The organism is Shouchella xiaoxiensis (assembly GCF_016907895.1).
In the GTDB taxonomy this organism is placed as follows: domain Bacteria; phylum Bacillota; class Bacilli; order Bacillales; family Bacillaceae_D; genus Shouchella; species Shouchella xiaoxiensis.
Genome location: NZ_JAFBCV010000002.1, coordinates 32,795 through 48,325 on the forward strand (window position 1 = coordinate 32,795; position 15,531 = coordinate 48,325).

A 15,531-nucleotide genomic window follows, 5' to 3' on the forward strand; every position below is an offset into this window, starting at 1 on the left:
AACTTTTAAGTAAGGGTGAAAAAGATTGCATTTTAGCGAAAACAAAGATACTATGTAAGTAAGAAGTAAACTCAGGCGAGGAGGGGATATCTTGACGACAAATGCTGTTACAAGTCAGAGCGAAAAAGCCTTTGCCCTTCTACAGGCGGACGCAGAGAAGATTCGCCAGCTCATAGAAGTGCAACTTGAAAATCTAACGATGCCGCAATGCCCCCTCTACGAAGAGGTTCTAGATACACGGATGTTTGGCTTATCGCGGGAAATAGATTTTGCTGTTCGTCTTGGTCTTGTAGAAGAAGACAAGGGTAAGCATATCTTAAGTGAATTGGAGCGTAAGTTAGCGCTTTTACACGACAGTTCAATTCAAAAATAAAAAAACCGGGCCTTGTGCCCGGTTTTTCTATCATAAATAGTAAAGCACTTAGCAAATTAGTTGAAAAATGGAACAAAATAAGTCAAAGTAGACAACATAGGGAGAGAAGGGAAGGTTGGTACGATATGAAAGCATTACATACGATAAACAAAGTGTTAGTGGCAAATCGCGGTGAGATTGCGATTCGTATTTTTCGGGCGTGCTCAGAATTAAACATTCGCACGGTGGCAATTTACTCAAAAGAAGACACGGGTGCTTTTCACCGCTACAAAGCAGATGAAGCTTATTTAGTTGGTAAAGATAAAAAGCCAATCGATGCGTACCTCGATATTGAAGATATTATAGCCACTGCTAAAGCGCACGATGTCGATGCAATCCACCCTGGCTATGGCTTTTTGTCAGAGAATATTGAATTTGCTAAGCGCTGTGACGAAGAAGGCCTTATCTTTGTAGGTCCTGAGCTTGAACATTTAAACATGTTTGGCGATAAAATTCAGGCAAGGGAGCAAGCGCTCAAAGCTGGTTTACCGGTTATTCCAGGAAGTGACGGGCCAGTCGCTAATTTTGAAGAAGTTGAGTCGTTTGCAGCCGAGCATGGTTTTCCATTTATTATAAAGGCGTCGCTTGGCGGCGGTGGACGAGGTATGAGAATTGTCCGCTCAAAAAATGAAATAAAAGAATCTTTTGAAAGAGCGAAATCAGAGGCAAAATCAGCTTTCGGAAACGATGAAGTGTACGTGGAAAAATTTGTGGAGCGTCCGAAGCATATTGAAGTCCAGATTGTAGCAGACAAACATGGGAATATCGTCCATCTCCATGAACGTGATTGTTCTGTTCAACGAAGACATCAAAAAGTGGTTGAAATTGCTCCAAGCGTTTCATTAACAAATGAAGTCCGTCAATCAATTTGTGATGCTGCTGTTCAGCTGATGAAAAATGTTGGCTATGTTAATGCTGGGACGGTTGAATTTCTTGTAACTGAAGATGGTACATTCTACTTTATTGAAGTGAATCCTCGCGTTCAGGTCGAACATACGATAACTGAAATGATTACAGGTATTGATATCGTTCAGTCGCAATTAAAAATTGCCGCAGGATATGATTTACATGAGGATGAAATTGGGATACCACAACAAAACGAGATTGTTTGTTTTGGCTATGCCATACAATCCCGTGTAACAACAGAGGATCCAGCTAACGGTTTTATGCCTGATACAGGACGGATTAATGCATACCGATCAAGTGGAGGGTTTGGCGTTCGACTTGATGCTGGGAACGGGTTTCAAGGTGCTGTGATAAGCCCGCACTACGATTCACTATTAGTTAAAGTTTCGACATGGGCTTTAACATTCGAGGCTGCTGCGTTAAAGATGGTCCGTAATCTACGTGAATTTCGAATCAGAGGAATCAAAACCAATATCGCCTTTCTAGAAAATGTGGTTACACATGGACAATTTTTAAATGGCGAATATAATACGGGCTTTATTGATCAAACGCCAGAATTATTTGTTTTCCCAAAACGAAAAGATAGAGGAACAAAAATGCTTTCGTTTATTGGAGAAACGGTAATTAACGGCTATCCAGGATTAGAAAAAGGCGAGAAGCCTTTATTTGAAACACCCATTCTACCAACCTATGATTCAAGTGCAGCTTTACCAGATGGAACGAAGCAAATCTTGGACAAGCGTGGCGCAGAAGGGTTAGCCGACTGGATAAAAGCAGAGAAAAATGTGCTGCTAACTGATACAACGTTCCGCGATGCGCATCAGTCACTTCTAGCAACACGTGTAAGAACGCATGACTTGAAAAAAATTGCTGAACCTACAGCTCACTTGTTACCAGAGCTATTCTCAATGGAGATGTGGGGAGGAGCAACGTTTGATGTTGCGATGCGTTTCTTGCATGAAAATCCGTGGGAACGACTGCTTGTTTTAAGAGAAAAAGCACCAAATGTGTTGTTTCAGATGCTGTTGCGGGCTTCTAATGGGGTTGGTTACACAAGCTACCCAGATAACGTTATCCATGATTTTGTCCAAAAATCAGCCGAAGCAGGCATTGATGTTTTCCGAATCTTTGACAGTTTGAACTGGGTTGAAGCGATGAAGCCAGCAATTGATGCCGTTATTGAAAGTGGGAAAGTTGCTGAAGCTGCCGTTTGTTACACGGGAGATATATTAGATAAGAACAAAACGAAATACGACTTAGCCTACTACAAGCGGATGGCAAAAGAGCTTGAAGATGCGGGGGCTCACATTTTAGCAATTAAAGACATGGCCGGTTTACTAAAACCAGAAGCTGCTTATCAATTGGTGAGCGAATTGAAAGATACTGTTTCGATTCCAATTCATCTGCATATGCACGATACAAGTGGAAATGGTGTGTTCTCCTATGCTAGAGCGGTCGATGCGGGGGTAGATATCGTTGACGTAGCAGTAAGTTCCATGGCTGGGTTAACTTCACAACCAAGTGCGAACAGCTTATACTATGCGTTAGCTGGTAAGGACCGTCAACCGAAAATGAACATTGAAACCTATGAAAAATTGGATCAGTTCTGGTATGAAACACGTAAGTACTACCACGGTTTTGAAAGTGGTATGAACGCACCTCATACGGAAGTTTATGAACATGAAATGCCTGGTGGGCAGTACAGCAACTTACAGCAACAAGCTAAAGCAGTTGGTTTGTATGATAAGTGGAACGATGTTAAGCGGATGTATCGCAGTGTGAATGAATTGTTTGGAGATATTGTCAAAGTAACACCATCTTCTAAAGTTGTTGGTGATATGGCTCTTTATATGGTACAAAATGACTTAACAGAGAAAACGCTATTTGAACGCGGTGAGAGCCTAGACTTTCCAGATTCTGTTGTAGAATTTTTCCAAGGCCAGCTTGGTAAACCATACCAAGGGTTTCCAGAAAAATTACAGCACTTAATTCTTAAAGGAAAGGCACCAATTGAAGGGCGTCCAGGAGCGAAGCTTGAACCTGTAGACTTTGTTCAGTTAAGTGAGAAACTTTACGAAGAATTAGGTAGACAGGTAACAAGCCATGATGTTCTTTCATATGCTCTCTATCCTAAAGTATTCATGGAGTATGAACAGTTCAGCGACCGATTTGGAGATGTTTCGGTTCTCGATACACCGACTTTCTTTTACGGACTTGATTTGGGTGAAGAAATTGAAATTGAGATTGAAAAAGGAAAGACATTAATTGTTAAACTCATCTCTATTTCTGATCCACAGCTGGATGGAACAAGGATTGTTTATTTCGAACTTAACGGCCAACCGCGAGAAGTGAATATTCAAGACTTGGATATTAAATCAACTGCGGTAACAAGACCAAAAGCTGAGAAAAACAATCCAAATCATATTGGAGCTTCTATGCCTGGTACAGTTGTTAAAGCCCTTGTTGCGCCTGGAGATAAGGTGCAAAAAGGTGATCACTTAATGATTACGGAAGCAATGAAAATGGAAACAACGGTGCAAGCAGCGAAGAACGGTACGGTTAAAGAAGTGTTTGCGAAAGATGGAGATGCGATTGCAACAGGAGATTTATTAATAGAAATTGAATAAAAAAAAGTCCCGATTTCGGGACTTTTTTTAACGGTTCTTATTACGTGATACAAGCATTACCATATAACAAAGCACAGTGAATAGTAAAGAAATTAACAAAGCATGAAAGATACTAATTGTAATGGTTGATGCTTCAGTTAACACAACAGCTATCCCGGATGCTGCTTGTCCCGCAACTAGAATAATAGCAAGACTTGCACAAGTCACTAATACAGCTTTTTTACGATACGTTTTTAATGTCCAAATGAATAAGATAATGAGTAAAAGAGCAAGTAGCATGGCAGCACTGCGATGTAACAACTGAACAGCAATTGCACTATGAAAAATAGATGGAATGATCTCACCGTTACATAGAGGGAATCCCGAGCAAGCAAGCGCTGAATCAGTGTGTTTTACATAAGCACCTGTATAGATCGCTAAATAGGAGTAAATCGTTGTTCCGATAACGAACCATTTGTATGGTTTGGTTACTATTGGTACATACTGTTTTTTAGGGTTACTGTCTTCAAAAGCCAGTCGAGTTAACAACACGACAGAGGCAAATGAAAGAGCTGAAAAACCGAAATGTAATGCCATAATGAGATCAGACTGTCCAAACACAACAGCACCTGCACCTAGCAAACCTTGAAAAACGATCATAAAAACAGACACAATCGATAGGAATTTTGTTTCAGGTAAATGTTTCAACTTTCTCCATGACCAGATGGCCATCATTATAACGAGCATTCCGACAATACCAGCGATAAGCCGGTGTGAAAATTCAATAACGGTTTCGGGTGGAGGGTCAAGTGGAATCACTTGTCCAAAGCAAAGCGGCCATGTTTGACCACAGCCTTCACCAGAGCCGGTATTGGTGACAAGGGCTCCTTGAATGAGAACAAGAAGAACGCCAAGGGATGAAATTACACCAAACCTTTTCAATCCTTTATGCAATCGTTTCACCTTTCCTTCTATAAACTTGTTTAAAAGTGTGATAAAGTGAGTATGGGTCTTAACGTACTTCCTCCATGATAAGAAAATGAACAGGGTAAAGTCAATTTTTCAGCTGCGAACATTCTTTGACGATTGTGAATGTGAAAATCATGTGAACAAAAGGAATTTGATGAAACCGCCCACATTTTCGGGTATAATCGTAATGAGGGTTAACGCAATGAGGATTTCACGCTTATATTGAGTTGGTTTAAGCAGAAACTAAAAGGGAGACGCGCGTATCATGTATACGTTTTCGTCAGCGTTTGTTTCATTGCATGTTACTCGCGCGTTGGTAGAACAAGACCAAAACAAAAAGACACAGAAAGTGAGGGAAAACAACAATGTTTAAAAACCACATGTGGCGCCTTACACCAGCAGTTCTTTTACTCGTTTTTTTATCAGGCTGCTTTGGTGAAGAGAACCTAACTGCGCTTGATCCAAAAGGGGAAGCGGCACAATGGATTTATGACAACATGATACTTTCACTCGTTATTATGACGTTTGTATCGGTTGTTGTGTTTGCAATTTTCTTCATTATAGTCGTTAAATTCCGTCGTAAAGATGGCGATGACGAATTACCGAAACAAGTCCATGGTAACACAGCAATGGAAATTACATGGACAGTAATTCCTGTTCTCTTACTCGTTATTTTATTTGTACCAACGGTTACAGGAACGTTTGATTTTCATGTTGATGCTGATCCAAGCGAACATGAGGATTCTGTATACATAAACGTAACCGGACACCAGTACTGGTGGCAATTTGATTACGAAGAAGGGTTCACAGCTGGACAAGAAGTTTATATTCCGGTTGGAGAACGCGTAATTTTTGAATTAAATGCTGAGGACGTTATTCACTCATTTTGGGTACCGGCTCTCGGTGGAAAAATTGACAACATTCCTGGTGTTTCCAATGCGCTATGGCTTGAAGCAAAAGAACCTGGCGTTTATTTAGGGAAATGTGCTGAATTATGTGGTCCTTCACACGCCTTAATGGATTTTAAAGTTATTGCGCTTGAGCGTGATGATTATGATGCGTGGGTAGAAGACATGACGGCAGTTGAAGCAGAAGAAACGGCTGCAAACGCTGAAGCGGGCTACGAAGTGTTCCAAGAGAATTCTTGTATTGCTTGTCACGCTGTTGGTGGTCAAGGAATGGCAACAGGCCCTACTTTAACAAACTTTGGGGATCGTCAAAAGTTTGCTGGTGTTTATGACATTGATGATGATGAGAAACTTGCACAATGGATTAAAGATCCACAATCACTAAAGCAAGGAAACAATATGCCAGCTCACCCTGATATTAGCGATGAGGACATGGCTGATTTAATTGACTATTTACGTTCACTTCAAGTACGTCCAGAGGGCGCAGATTATTAAGTGTAAGATCGGGTAAAGGAGGGTCTTGTATTGGCTAGTTATAAGAAAGAGAAAGGCGTTATTTGGGACTGGCTAACAACGGTTGACCATAAAAAACTCGGCATCATGTATTTAATTGCCGGAACGCTCTTCTTCTTAAAAGCGGGCTTAATGGCTGTATTTATGCGAATCCAGCTCATTATGCCTGAAAATACGTTTTTAAGCGGACAAACGTTTAATGAATTTATTACCATGCACGGAACGATTATGTTGTTCTTGGCAGCGACACCACTTCTATTTGCTTTTATGAACTTTGTTATACCGTTACAAATCGGTGCGCGTGATGTTGCCTTTCCATTTGTAAATGCATTAGGTTTCTGGATTTTCTTATCTGGTGGTTTATTGCTTTCTACAAGCTGGTTTTTTGGCGGTGGACCGGATGCGGGCTGGACAGCATATGTGCCACTCTCTTTAAATGAAGCTCAACTAGGTCTAGATTTTTATGTGCTTGGTTTGCAAGTATCGGGGATTGGTACGCTTATTTCAGCGATTAACTTCCTTGTAACGATTATTAATATGCGTGCTCCAGGTATGACAATGATGCGCTTGCCGCTATTTGTTTGGACATCATTTGTTACATCAACATTAATCTTATTCGCGTTTACGCCGCTTGCGGCAGGTTTGGCATTGCTGATGCTAGAGCGGATCTTTGATGCACAGTTCTTTAACCCGGCTGCGGGAGGAAATGTCGTCATCTGGCAGCATATCTTCTGGATCTTCGGACACCCTGAAGTATACATTCTTGTCTTACCGGCGTTTGGAATTATATCTGAAGTTATTCCTGCGTTTTCAAGAAAGCGCTTGTTCGGATATACAGCAATGGTATTCGCAACAATGATTATTGCCTTTTTAGGATTCATGGTATGGGCTCACCACATGTTCACGGTCGGTATAGGACCTGTGGCGAATTCTATCTTTGCCATTGCAACAATGACCATTGCGGTACCAACAGGTATTAAGATCTTTAACTGGCTCTTTACGATGTGGGGCGGAAAAATTACGTTTAATACAGCGATGCTGTTTGCGTCTTCCTTTGTACCAACATTTGTACTTGGTGGGGTAACAGGAGTTATGCTTGCAATGGCGCCTGTTGATTATCTTTATCATGATACGTACTTTGTTGTTGCCCATTTCCACTACATTATCGTAGGAGGAATTGTGCTTGCATTATTCGCAGGTCTGTTTTACTGGTATCCGAAAATGTTCAACCATAAGTTGAATGAGAAGTTGGGCGTTATTTTCTTCATCTTGTTTACAATCGGATTCCACTTAACATTCTTTGTTCAGCATTTCTTAGGCTTAATGGGTATGCCACGTCGTGTGTATACATATCTTGGTGGTCAAGGACTTGATGAATTTAACATGATTAGTACAATTGGTACGTTCTTTATGTCAGCTGCCGTAATTGTACTTGTCATTAATATTGTTTATTCAGCAATGAAAGGTGAGCGTGTAATTGGAATTAATGATCCGTGGGATGCTCGGACATTGGAGTGGGCAACACCAACGCCAGTTCCAGAATACAATTTCGCGCAAACACCTCAGGTACGTTCACTTGATCCATTGTTCTATGAAAAAGTACATGGTGATGGAACAATGAAGCCTGCGGAACCAGTTGGCGAGATTCACATGCCAAACGGATCAATTTTACCAGTTGTTATTTCCATCGGTCTCTACTTCTTAGGATTTGGCTTAATTATGCTAGAAATGGCTAATCCGATTATTAGTCCTTGGATCGTTGTTGGACTTGGTGGTATATTAACATTTGGTGGAATGGCTATGCGTTCACTTAAAGATGACCATGGCTATCATATTCCTAAAAGCGTCGTAGAAAAAGATCTTAAGAAGCTTGGGGGTGGCAAATAATGGCCGGAGCAATTGATACGACTAAAGGATTGCCATCTCATCCGGAGCGGGCAACGCTTGAAGGAAAAAACAAGTTTCTTGGATTTTGGTTTTTCCTTGGCGGAGAAACAATTATGTTTGCCACTTTCTTTGGAACTTACTTAGGTTTACGAAATGGTGTTGGCGATGGCCTTGCATCAAATGAGCTATTTACACTGCCACTCGTTTTCTTAATGACAATGATTCTATTAACGAGTTCATTAACAAGTGTGCTTGCGATGTTTGCAATGAAGAAAAACAATTTCAAGAAAATGATGGTGTGGATGTGGATTACGGTTTCGCTTGGAGCCATCTTCCTTGGACTTGAAATTTATGAATTCCAGCATTACGTACATGATTATGGATTTGGGTTTACAACAAGTGCCTTTTCGTCCGCTTTCTATACACTTGTAGGTCTTCATGGAGCGCACGTATTGTTCGGTCTAGGCTGGATTACGTTGCTATTAATCCGCAATAGAAAAGCAGGGATTACGTTAACAAATGCTCCGAAGTTCTATGTTGCAAGTTTATATTGGCATTTTATTGACGTTGTTTGGGTATTTATCTTTACAGTCGTTTACTTAATGGGAGCGGGAGGTTATTAATAATGGCTGACGATCAGTTAAGCAAACCGTTTGAAAAAAGTGCTATGACAGAAGCTGAAAAGCGCGACATGAAAAAAGATATTAAGAAACAAATGGTTGTGTTTGTTCTCTTGCTATTCTTAACCGTTCTTGCGTTTGCAGCAGTTGCGTCAGATGCAGTTCCGAATAATTTTGCGGTTCCATTTATTCTTATCCTTGCTGTGGTACAGCTGTTTTTACAATTGCTGTTCTTCATGCACATGAAGGATAAAGATCATGCGTGGGCAACTGTTTTTATGATTACGGGAGTTTTCGTTACTGTACCAACAATTGTTGCACTAATGTTATTGATCGGTGTCGTTAAATACTAAGCATCAAAAGCTCCGCCTTTAACGGCGGAGCTTTTTAAAATGTTCACTGGATTGTAAATACGTGCTCTAGGTTGGAATGGTGCAAACTGTAGTATACTAAGTTCATTAGTTAGAAGATTTAGGAGTGAATACAATGGACGAACGTTCAAATCAACAAGTAAAAAAGCGAAATTATAAACCTGCGATTATTATTATATCTGTTGTGCTGATTGGTGCGATCGGTGTCTTAGCAGGTTTACCAGGAGTTGAAGGGTTTGATGCATTTGATGTGACGATCCTGCCATTAATGAATGCAATTTTTAACACGTTTACATTCTTATTTTTAGTTGGTGCGCTAATTGCTATTCTTAAAAGAAATGTAAAGGTACATCGTCGTTTTATTTATGCGGCGTTTGTAACAACGACATTCTTTTTAATTACGTATGTTGGGCATCATTTCTTATCAGATTCGACCGCATACGGTGGTAGTGGCTTTGGAATGTATTTTTATTATTTCATTTTGATTACACACATCGTACTTGCAGCAGCCATTGTTCCTCTTGCTTTGACGAGCGTTGCGAGAGCCTGGAACATGGAGAATGAAAGGCATAAGCGTATTGCCAGGTGGACAATGCCAATTTGGTTATACGTTAGTTTTACGGGTGTATTAGTTTACATCTTGATTTCACCTTACTATTAATGGTTCCCCTTTTTAAAGCTGTTCGTTATACTTAAAAAGGATGAAGGTAACAGAAAGGAAAAGATTTGCGACAAGTAATCGTTAGCATCTGCTTGATGTTTTTAATAGTAACGTTAGCAAGCTGTGGACCGAGTGAACCAGATCATTTGGAAGCTGTTACGGACGAGCCATTAGTGGAGGAGATCACTGCTTTTGTTCAGGCATACAAACAAGCGATGCACTTGGCTATTAACGAAAACAAGACAGATGAACTGGAAGAGACTTATTTAATCCCAAATACATCTTTTTACCATGCTCTGCACAGATTACGTGAGGATTTACAAAAAGCGGGGTCACAGAAGAACTTAGTCTCACTTGAAGTGAATGATGTGTGGTTTGACCCGGAAGAAAAAGATTACTTTGCCGATGCAGACGAACATGTACAGGTTTTAACAGGCGATGAAGTGGAGGATATCGAGCGATCGGTACGTTTTCATATTGTAAAAGGTTCAGATGATACCTTTCGCTTATACACTATTATTGATCGAACGAATAAAAATGAGTAGGTTTACGCTCTTTTAGTTCAATAAAAAAAGAGCCGTCTCAATTGACAGCTCTTTTTTTAAAGTTCATTTTGAACGGCTTTTGCAAGTAAAGAAAGCTTACTCTCACATTTATCGATAATGGCTTGTGGGAAAGTTTCTCCCTCATACTCAACACCATGTGGGTAATAGTGCTTCCCTACAATCGGGCTCATAATTTGAACAATAGTGGAAGGCGTAGGGATGTCCCCTTTGACACTATAAACTGGGACTCTAAGATAGAAAGTACCTTCATGGTGAACCATTTTGTAATCGAACATTGCCCGCTCGTAATCCCATTGATCTGCATGAACAAAACCTAGTGATTCTGCAGCGTAGTGTACAATGGAAAACTTTAATTGGTTTTCTTCAAGTCCTGTTTCAGTAAATTTCACAAATCTTCCTCCTCAACTAACTGTTTCGCACTTCTTAATCATAGTATGAAACGCTTTCGTATGCAACGGGTAAGACAATCTTTTCACATCACACGAAGACAAAAAAAGACAGATAGCAGCAATACTAGTGAAAGGATTTCGTTGGTTTACATTCGAATGTATCACTAAGCTGAGAATGGAGGTTACTGCAGTTGATAAAAAGAATACTGATCTTGCTCGTACTTTCTGTCATATCGGTCGTGTTATTTAATGAGTATAATCAAATTCCTTCTAAACCAGTAAACGGCACATTTATTTCAGCAAAGCAATCTCCTTTATTTATGAGTTTAAAAGAAGAAAGCTATACATATCCTAATCGTTTTGCGAATGCTGAAGAAACGAGCCAACCAGAAGAAGATGAACCAATTAAAGAAGAACATGATGCGGATCACGCAGCTGAGTCCACGATAAATTTGGGAGCGTTAATGGAAGGGACAAGTGAAGAAATTCGAGCAACACTCGGTGAACCTGATCGAAAAGACCCTTCCGCTTTTGGTTATGAATCATGGATATACAATCAGTTTGAGGATGGGTATGTTCAAGTAGCGATTCAACAAGGTGAGGTTGTTTCAATCGTTGCGAGTGGAACACCGATTAGCGGATTTTTAGGAAACGAAAGAGCTTCTTATAGTGAATTGTCTTCATTGTTTACGTTTGAAGACAACGTCCCTGTTGAGACTAGCGCCGGCACATTTACTTTTCGTTTGACTGATCAAGATCAGTCAATGCGCCCGCTTACGCAGGTAGGGGACTATTGGTTACAGCTGTATATGGATGTTCATACAGACGAGCTATCAACGATACGTTTGATGAATGCGGATGTCTTATTAATGCAGAAGCCCTATTCCTTAAGCTATACCGGGAATATTCCTGAGCGACCAGTACTTTCTGAAGACGCGCAGAAGAAAGTAGAACAAGCGAATGAGCAACAGATCTTTGAACACACAAATCATATTCGCAAGCATCACGAACTCAATCCTTTTGAATGGTCGGAAGAAGTGTCAAATGTCGCTTACCTCCACAGTCTTGATATGCACGACCAACAGTTTTTTGACCATATTTCACCGGGACGGGGAAATCTTGCCGATCGTTTCAATGAAGGAGCCGTTGAATTTAAAGTTGCAGGTGAAAACATTGCCTTGAAATATGTTGATGGTGTGGCTGCTGTAGAAGGTTGGTTAAACAGTGAAGGTCACCGCGTCAACCTCCTTCATCAAGAGTATCACTACTTAGGTGTAGGTGTTTATGATGAATACTATACACAGAATTTCCTTAAACCTTAATGTAAGCATGAAGAACCCGCGCTACTTTTTTGTGGCGCGGGTTCTTTTTTAACCGTTTATTTACGCGGGATAACAAAGAATGTACCCGTTGCTTTTGCAATTAAACGCTTCTTATCATCATAGGCATGTCCTTCGACAACAAGCAGTTGTTTTCCTGCGTGTACAACGGAGGCTTGGCATTCTAAAAATGAGCCAACCCCTGGACGTAGATAATGAATATTTAACTGTGAGGTAACCGCTGTTAAGTCATCTGATAATACTTGCATTGCTGCTCCGCCCATTGCTGAATCGAGTAAGGTTGCAGTCATTCCTCCGTGAACAATCTGTAGTGGATTGTAGATGAGTGGGGTAATAGGTACGCGTATAGAAAATATATCCTTCGATGGGATGTTTGCTTCAGCATGAGTAATGCCTGATAAGTAGGTAAGCTGTTCTTTTTTTTGTTTTGCGAGCAATCCGTCAACAATTTGTTCTAAAACAGCCGCTTCTTCCTCTGATGCCTGCTCTATATAGCGGCGGATTTTTTCTTCTACTTTCAATGTCATTCACCTTTTCATCTCTCTATTCTATTCATCTAAACAAGTGTATCAAAAGTGTAGCATAGAAGGCAAAAAAAGTTGCACGTGGGACTGGGCTAGTCGATATACTGTTATATAGATCTTAAATAGGTGGGGGATGGTCCAGATGGAAAGTCAAACAAGTCTGCACCCTTCGGTAAAAGAATTCAAGGAATTTGTTAAACAACATCCTGGAATTATGAAAGAAGTGCAGGGTGGAAAACGCACTTTGCAACATGTCTATGAAGAGTGGTCAATTCTCGGCGCGGCTCATGAGCAATGGGAGGCGTATTCAAGACCAACTGAAAATCAACAGCAGACTGAAGAGACAGAGCAATCATCTACAAATGAACAAGCTGGTGCAGGGCAAACAACAAGTGAAGAAGGCACTTCAGGTGGCACAAGTGAATTTCTTGGACAAATGATGGGTTTAGTAAAAAAAATGAACGTGCAAGACTTACAGTCACATTTAACGCAGTTTAGCTCCGTTTTAGGAAATGTTCAGAACTTGATGCAGACGTTCCAAAAACCACAGGAACAAACACGTAGACCTGAAAGCGATTCGCCATTTTCATTTCGTAGAGATTAGGGAGGAAATTCATTTTGCGAGAAGAGATACGGATGAAACTAGTTCAACAACCGGAATTAAGAGAGTTTCTACGCTATCATCCTGAGTGGTATCGCCATTTGTCGCGTCAGCCAGATAAGTTAAATGAGATGGAGAAAGAAGCGAAGTATTTCTACGGAAGAACGTTTCCACAACGTGTCGAGAAAATGCAAAACAATGTTAGTATGGCCATGATGTTAATGGAAATGATAAAAATGGGGCAAAACACCGTCACAGAAACCGTGCAGTCTGTAACGAATTAATTCGTTACAGACTCTTTTATGTACGTGTAAATAAAGTCTTCGGCTCGTAATCCTTGTTCGTGAAAGCCTTGATTGCCAAAAAGCGTATTAAATTCGAGTAAATAAAGCTTGTCATCAGTGACAATTATGTCAAATCCAGCGTGGTTAATATTTAATTGTTTGGCGATATCCTCAACAAGATCGATTGCCTCTTGAGGGATGTCGTCAAAAGAAATAGCCCCACCTTGGGCAACATTATTATGAAAAGCCTTGTTTTCTCTCCAATAACTTGTAACGACTTTGGTGCCAATAACACAGAGTCGCAAATCACGAATATTTTCAATGTATTCTTGAACGTAAAGAACATCGTGGTTTTTCGCATACTCGATAAATTCGGATTTGTTTTTTATGAGGAAAACGCCTTGTCCCATTGACGACCTAACAGTCTTTGCAACGAAAGGAAATGAAAATGAGTGCAGTACTTGGTCAATTGTATGTCTACTTGTACCTAAGATAACTGTCTTTGGGACATGGTCTGCGCAAACTGCCCAAAATGCTCGCGTCATCTCAATTTTGCTATAACCAAGTTGAATACTTTCTATACTCGGAAAGATTTGTTTCTTAAAGCCATAGGTTAAACTGGTCGCTTGCCAATTTTCAGGAAATAAACAAAGATCTGCTTGTTCAATTTTAAGACGTTCCTCGAACATCTTTTCCGGTTTTACATAATCAATGCCCGGAATGCCGATTGTTCGGAACGGATTAAATGTAACCAAATTCATGGTACATGCCTCCTCGCTAATCGAGTGAATTATAGTGAAGTTTTTAGCAGATGTCAATCTGAATTTCCCTATCGAATCTGAAAAGAACGTGCTACAATGGGGAGGGGAGGTGCTTCAATGATTGCAACAATTGATACGATGGACTTACTAGATGGTTCAGATGAATTAGCAGAGATGGTTATTCAATCAGACATCTTTCAAAACTATCGAGCTGCACGCGACCAATTGAATCAAAACAAAGAATCACAAGCAAAAATAGATACGTTTAAAAACATAAAGTTACTTCACGAAGAAGTTCAGCGTTTTGGAAAATATCATCCAGATTATCGCTCAATCTCAAGTGAAATTAGAGTAGCAAAGCGAGAACTTGATATGGATGAATTCGTTGTAGCATTTAAGTCAGCAGAAACGGAACTGGAAACACTCTTAAATGAGTTAAGTTCAACGATAGCACATATGGTGTCTACTTCAATAAAAGTTCCAACAGGGAATCCATTCTTTGATTCAATGTCCTGTAGCGGGGGTTGTGGTTCTGGTAAAGGATGTAGTTGCGGCTAGCAGCTACATCTTTTTTTAATGGTTTTAAAAACCCCTGGCTCTGCCGGGGGTTCCAGAGAGCTTCTAGCGTGGTCATAAAAAAAGCCTCACGACGTGATAAGATGGAGTTGGTTTCCCGACCACTACATCTCATCATAGAAGGAGGCGTGCCCTATGAAGGACATGAACAGTTTAGCACACACAACTTGGAATTGTAAGTATCACATCGTGTTCGCACCGAAGTACAGAAGACAAATTATTTATGGGAAATACAAAGAAAGTATCGGCAAAATAATAAGAGATTTATGCGAACGAAAAGAAGTTGTGATACACGAAGCGAATGCGTGTCCTGATCATATACACATGTTAGTAAGTATCCCACCGAAATTAAATGTGTCTCAATTTATGGGCTACTTAAAAGGGAAAAGTAGTTTAATGATTTTTGATCGACATGCCAATTTGAAATATAAATATGGAAACCGTAAATTTTGGTGTCGAGGCTTCTATGTTGATACAGTGGGCCGAAATAAAAAGCATATCCAAGAATACATTCGAAATCAGCTGAAGGAAGACTATATGAGTGATCAGCTATCCTTGTTTGAAGAGCATGATCCCTTTACAGGCCAAAAAAAATAAGAAGAGATAAGAGATTCTTTAGAATCAGTGAGTAGATGTG

17 protein-coding genes are annotated in these 15,531 nt (G+C 40.2%); 13 read left to right on the forward strand and 4 right to left on the reverse strand.

Features of this window, described 5'->3' with window-relative positions; all coding sequences use genetic code 11:
* Positions 1-91: 91 nt before the first annotated feature.
* Positions 92-373, forward strand: coding sequence for an Fpa/YlaN family protein (locus tag JOC54_RS03555; RefSeq protein WP_204464511.1), 282 nt, complete (start codon positions 92-94; stop codon positions 371-373).
* A gap of 125 nt (positions 374-498) precedes the next feature.
* On the forward strand, positions 499-3,945 hold the full coding sequence (pyc, locus tag JOC54_RS03560) for a pyruvate carboxylase (RefSeq protein ID WP_204464512.1): 3,447 nt from the start codon (positions 499-501) through the stop codon (positions 3,943-3,945).
* Between the two features lie 27 nt (positions 3,946-3,972).
* Here pyc and JOC54_RS03565 read toward each other — a convergent pair whose 3' ends face one another.
* Positions 3,973-4,887, reverse strand: a complete 915-nt coding sequence (locus tag JOC54_RS03565) for a COX15/CtaA family protein (RefSeq protein WP_367617763.1) — start codon at positions 4,885-4,887, stop codon at positions 3,973-3,975.
* Positions 4,888-5,258: 371 nt separating this feature from the next.
* Here JOC54_RS03565 and coxB point away from each other — a divergent pair, with 371 nt between their 5' ends.
* The 6 genes from coxB (at position 5,259) to JOC54_RS03595 (ending at position 10,398) form a co-directional block, all read left to right on the forward strand.
* Positions 5,259-6,296, forward strand: a complete 1,038-nt coding sequence (gene coxB, locus JOC54_RS03570) for a cytochrome c oxidase subunit II (protein WP_051991860.1) — start codon at positions 5,259-5,261, stop codon at positions 6,294-6,296.
* Between the two features lie 30 nt (positions 6,297-6,326).
* Complete coding sequence (ctaD, locus tag JOC54_RS03575; RefSeq protein ID WP_204464513.1) at positions 6,327-8,201, forward strand: cytochrome c oxidase subunit I; 1,875 nt, start codon at positions 6,327-6,329, stop codon at positions 8,199-8,201.
* Positions 8,201-8,824, forward strand: a complete 624-nt coding sequence (locus tag JOC54_RS03580) for a cytochrome (ubi)quinol oxidase subunit III (RefSeq protein WP_035421086.1) — start codon at positions 8,201-8,203, stop codon at positions 8,822-8,824. The genes ctaD and JOC54_RS03580 overlap by 1 nt, the downstream gene beginning before the upstream one ends.
* A 2-nt stretch (positions 8,825-8,826) precedes the next feature.
* On the forward strand, positions 8,827-9,174 hold the full coding sequence (locus JOC54_RS03585; RefSeq protein WP_204464514.1) for a cytochrome C oxidase subunit IV family protein: 348 nt from the start codon (positions 8,827-8,829) through the stop codon (positions 9,172-9,174).
* Positions 9,175-9,307: 133 nt separating this feature from the next.
* The gene (locus tag JOC54_RS03590) at positions 9,308-9,853 is read left to right on the forward strand and encodes a DUF420 domain-containing protein (protein ID WP_035421084.1); all 546 of its coding nucleotides are present in this window, start codon (positions 9,308-9,310) and stop codon (positions 9,851-9,853) included.
* Positions 9,854-9,918: 65 nt separating this feature from the next.
* Entirely contained in the window at positions 9,919-10,398 is a 480-nt protein-coding gene (locus JOC54_RS03595; RefSeq protein ID WP_204464516.1) for a TcaA NTF2-like domain-containing protein, read from the forward strand.
* Between the two features lie 56 nt (positions 10,399-10,454).
* Here JOC54_RS03595 and JOC54_RS03600 read toward each other — a convergent pair whose 3' ends face one another.
* Positions 10,455-10,808, reverse strand: a complete 354-nt coding sequence (locus JOC54_RS03600) for a YugN family protein (protein WP_035421082.1) — start codon at positions 10,806-10,808, stop codon at positions 10,455-10,457.
* Between the two features lie 191 nt (positions 10,809-10,999).
* Here JOC54_RS03600 and JOC54_RS03605 point away from each other — a divergent pair, with 191 nt between their 5' ends.
* Entirely contained in the window at positions 11,000-12,130 is a 1,131-nt protein-coding gene (locus JOC54_RS03605) for a CAP domain-containing protein (RefSeq protein WP_204464517.1), read from the forward strand.
* A gap of 56 nt (positions 12,131-12,186) precedes the next feature.
* Here the strand turns inward: JOC54_RS03605 and JOC54_RS03610 are convergent, their stop codons facing one another.
* The gene (locus JOC54_RS03610) at positions 12,187-12,669 is read right to left on the reverse strand and encodes a PaaI family thioesterase (RefSeq protein ID WP_081760855.1); all 483 of its coding nucleotides are present in this window, start codon (positions 12,667-12,669) and stop codon (positions 12,187-12,189) included.
* Between the two features lie 145 nt (positions 12,670-12,814).
* Here JOC54_RS03610 and JOC54_RS03615 point away from each other — a divergent pair, with 145 nt between their 5' ends.
* Both JOC54_RS03615 and JOC54_RS03620 read left to right on the forward strand, forming a co-directional pair.
* On the forward strand, positions 12,815-13,276 hold the full coding sequence (locus tag JOC54_RS03615) for a YlbD family protein (protein WP_035421080.1): 462 nt from the start codon (positions 12,815-12,817) through the stop codon (positions 13,274-13,276).
* A gap of 14 nt (positions 13,277-13,290) precedes the next feature.
* Complete coding sequence (locus JOC54_RS03620; protein WP_200870838.1) at positions 13,291-13,557, forward strand: YlbE-like family protein; 267 nt, start codon at positions 13,291-13,293, stop codon at positions 13,555-13,557.
* On the opposite strand, the gene JOC54_RS03625 is transcribed toward JOC54_RS03620, so the two are convergent.
* Positions 13,554-14,318 (reverse strand): ATP-grasp domain-containing protein, encoded by a 765-nt coding sequence (locus tag JOC54_RS03625; RefSeq protein ID WP_204464518.1) that lies wholly within the window; start codon positions 14,316-14,318, stop codon positions 13,554-13,556. The two genes, JOC54_RS03620 and JOC54_RS03625, sit on opposite strands and share 4 nt — an antisense overlap.
* A gap of 117 nt (positions 14,319-14,435) precedes the next feature.
* Between JOC54_RS03625 and JOC54_RS03630 the strand changes: the two genes are divergently transcribed.
* A complete protein-coding gene (locus JOC54_RS03630; RefSeq protein ID WP_035421078.1) occupies positions 14,436-14,876 on the forward strand; it encodes a YlbF/YmcA family competence regulator in 441 nt (146 codons plus the stop codon).
* A 153-nt stretch (positions 14,877-15,029) separates the two neighbouring features.
* Positions 15,030-15,491: an IS200/IS605 family transposase gene (gene tnpA / locus JOC54_RS03635; protein ID WP_204464519.1), complete on the forward strand. Its 462-nt coding sequence runs from the start codon at positions 15,030-15,032 to the stop codon at positions 15,489-15,491.
* Positions 15,492-15,531: the final 40 nt, after the last annotated feature.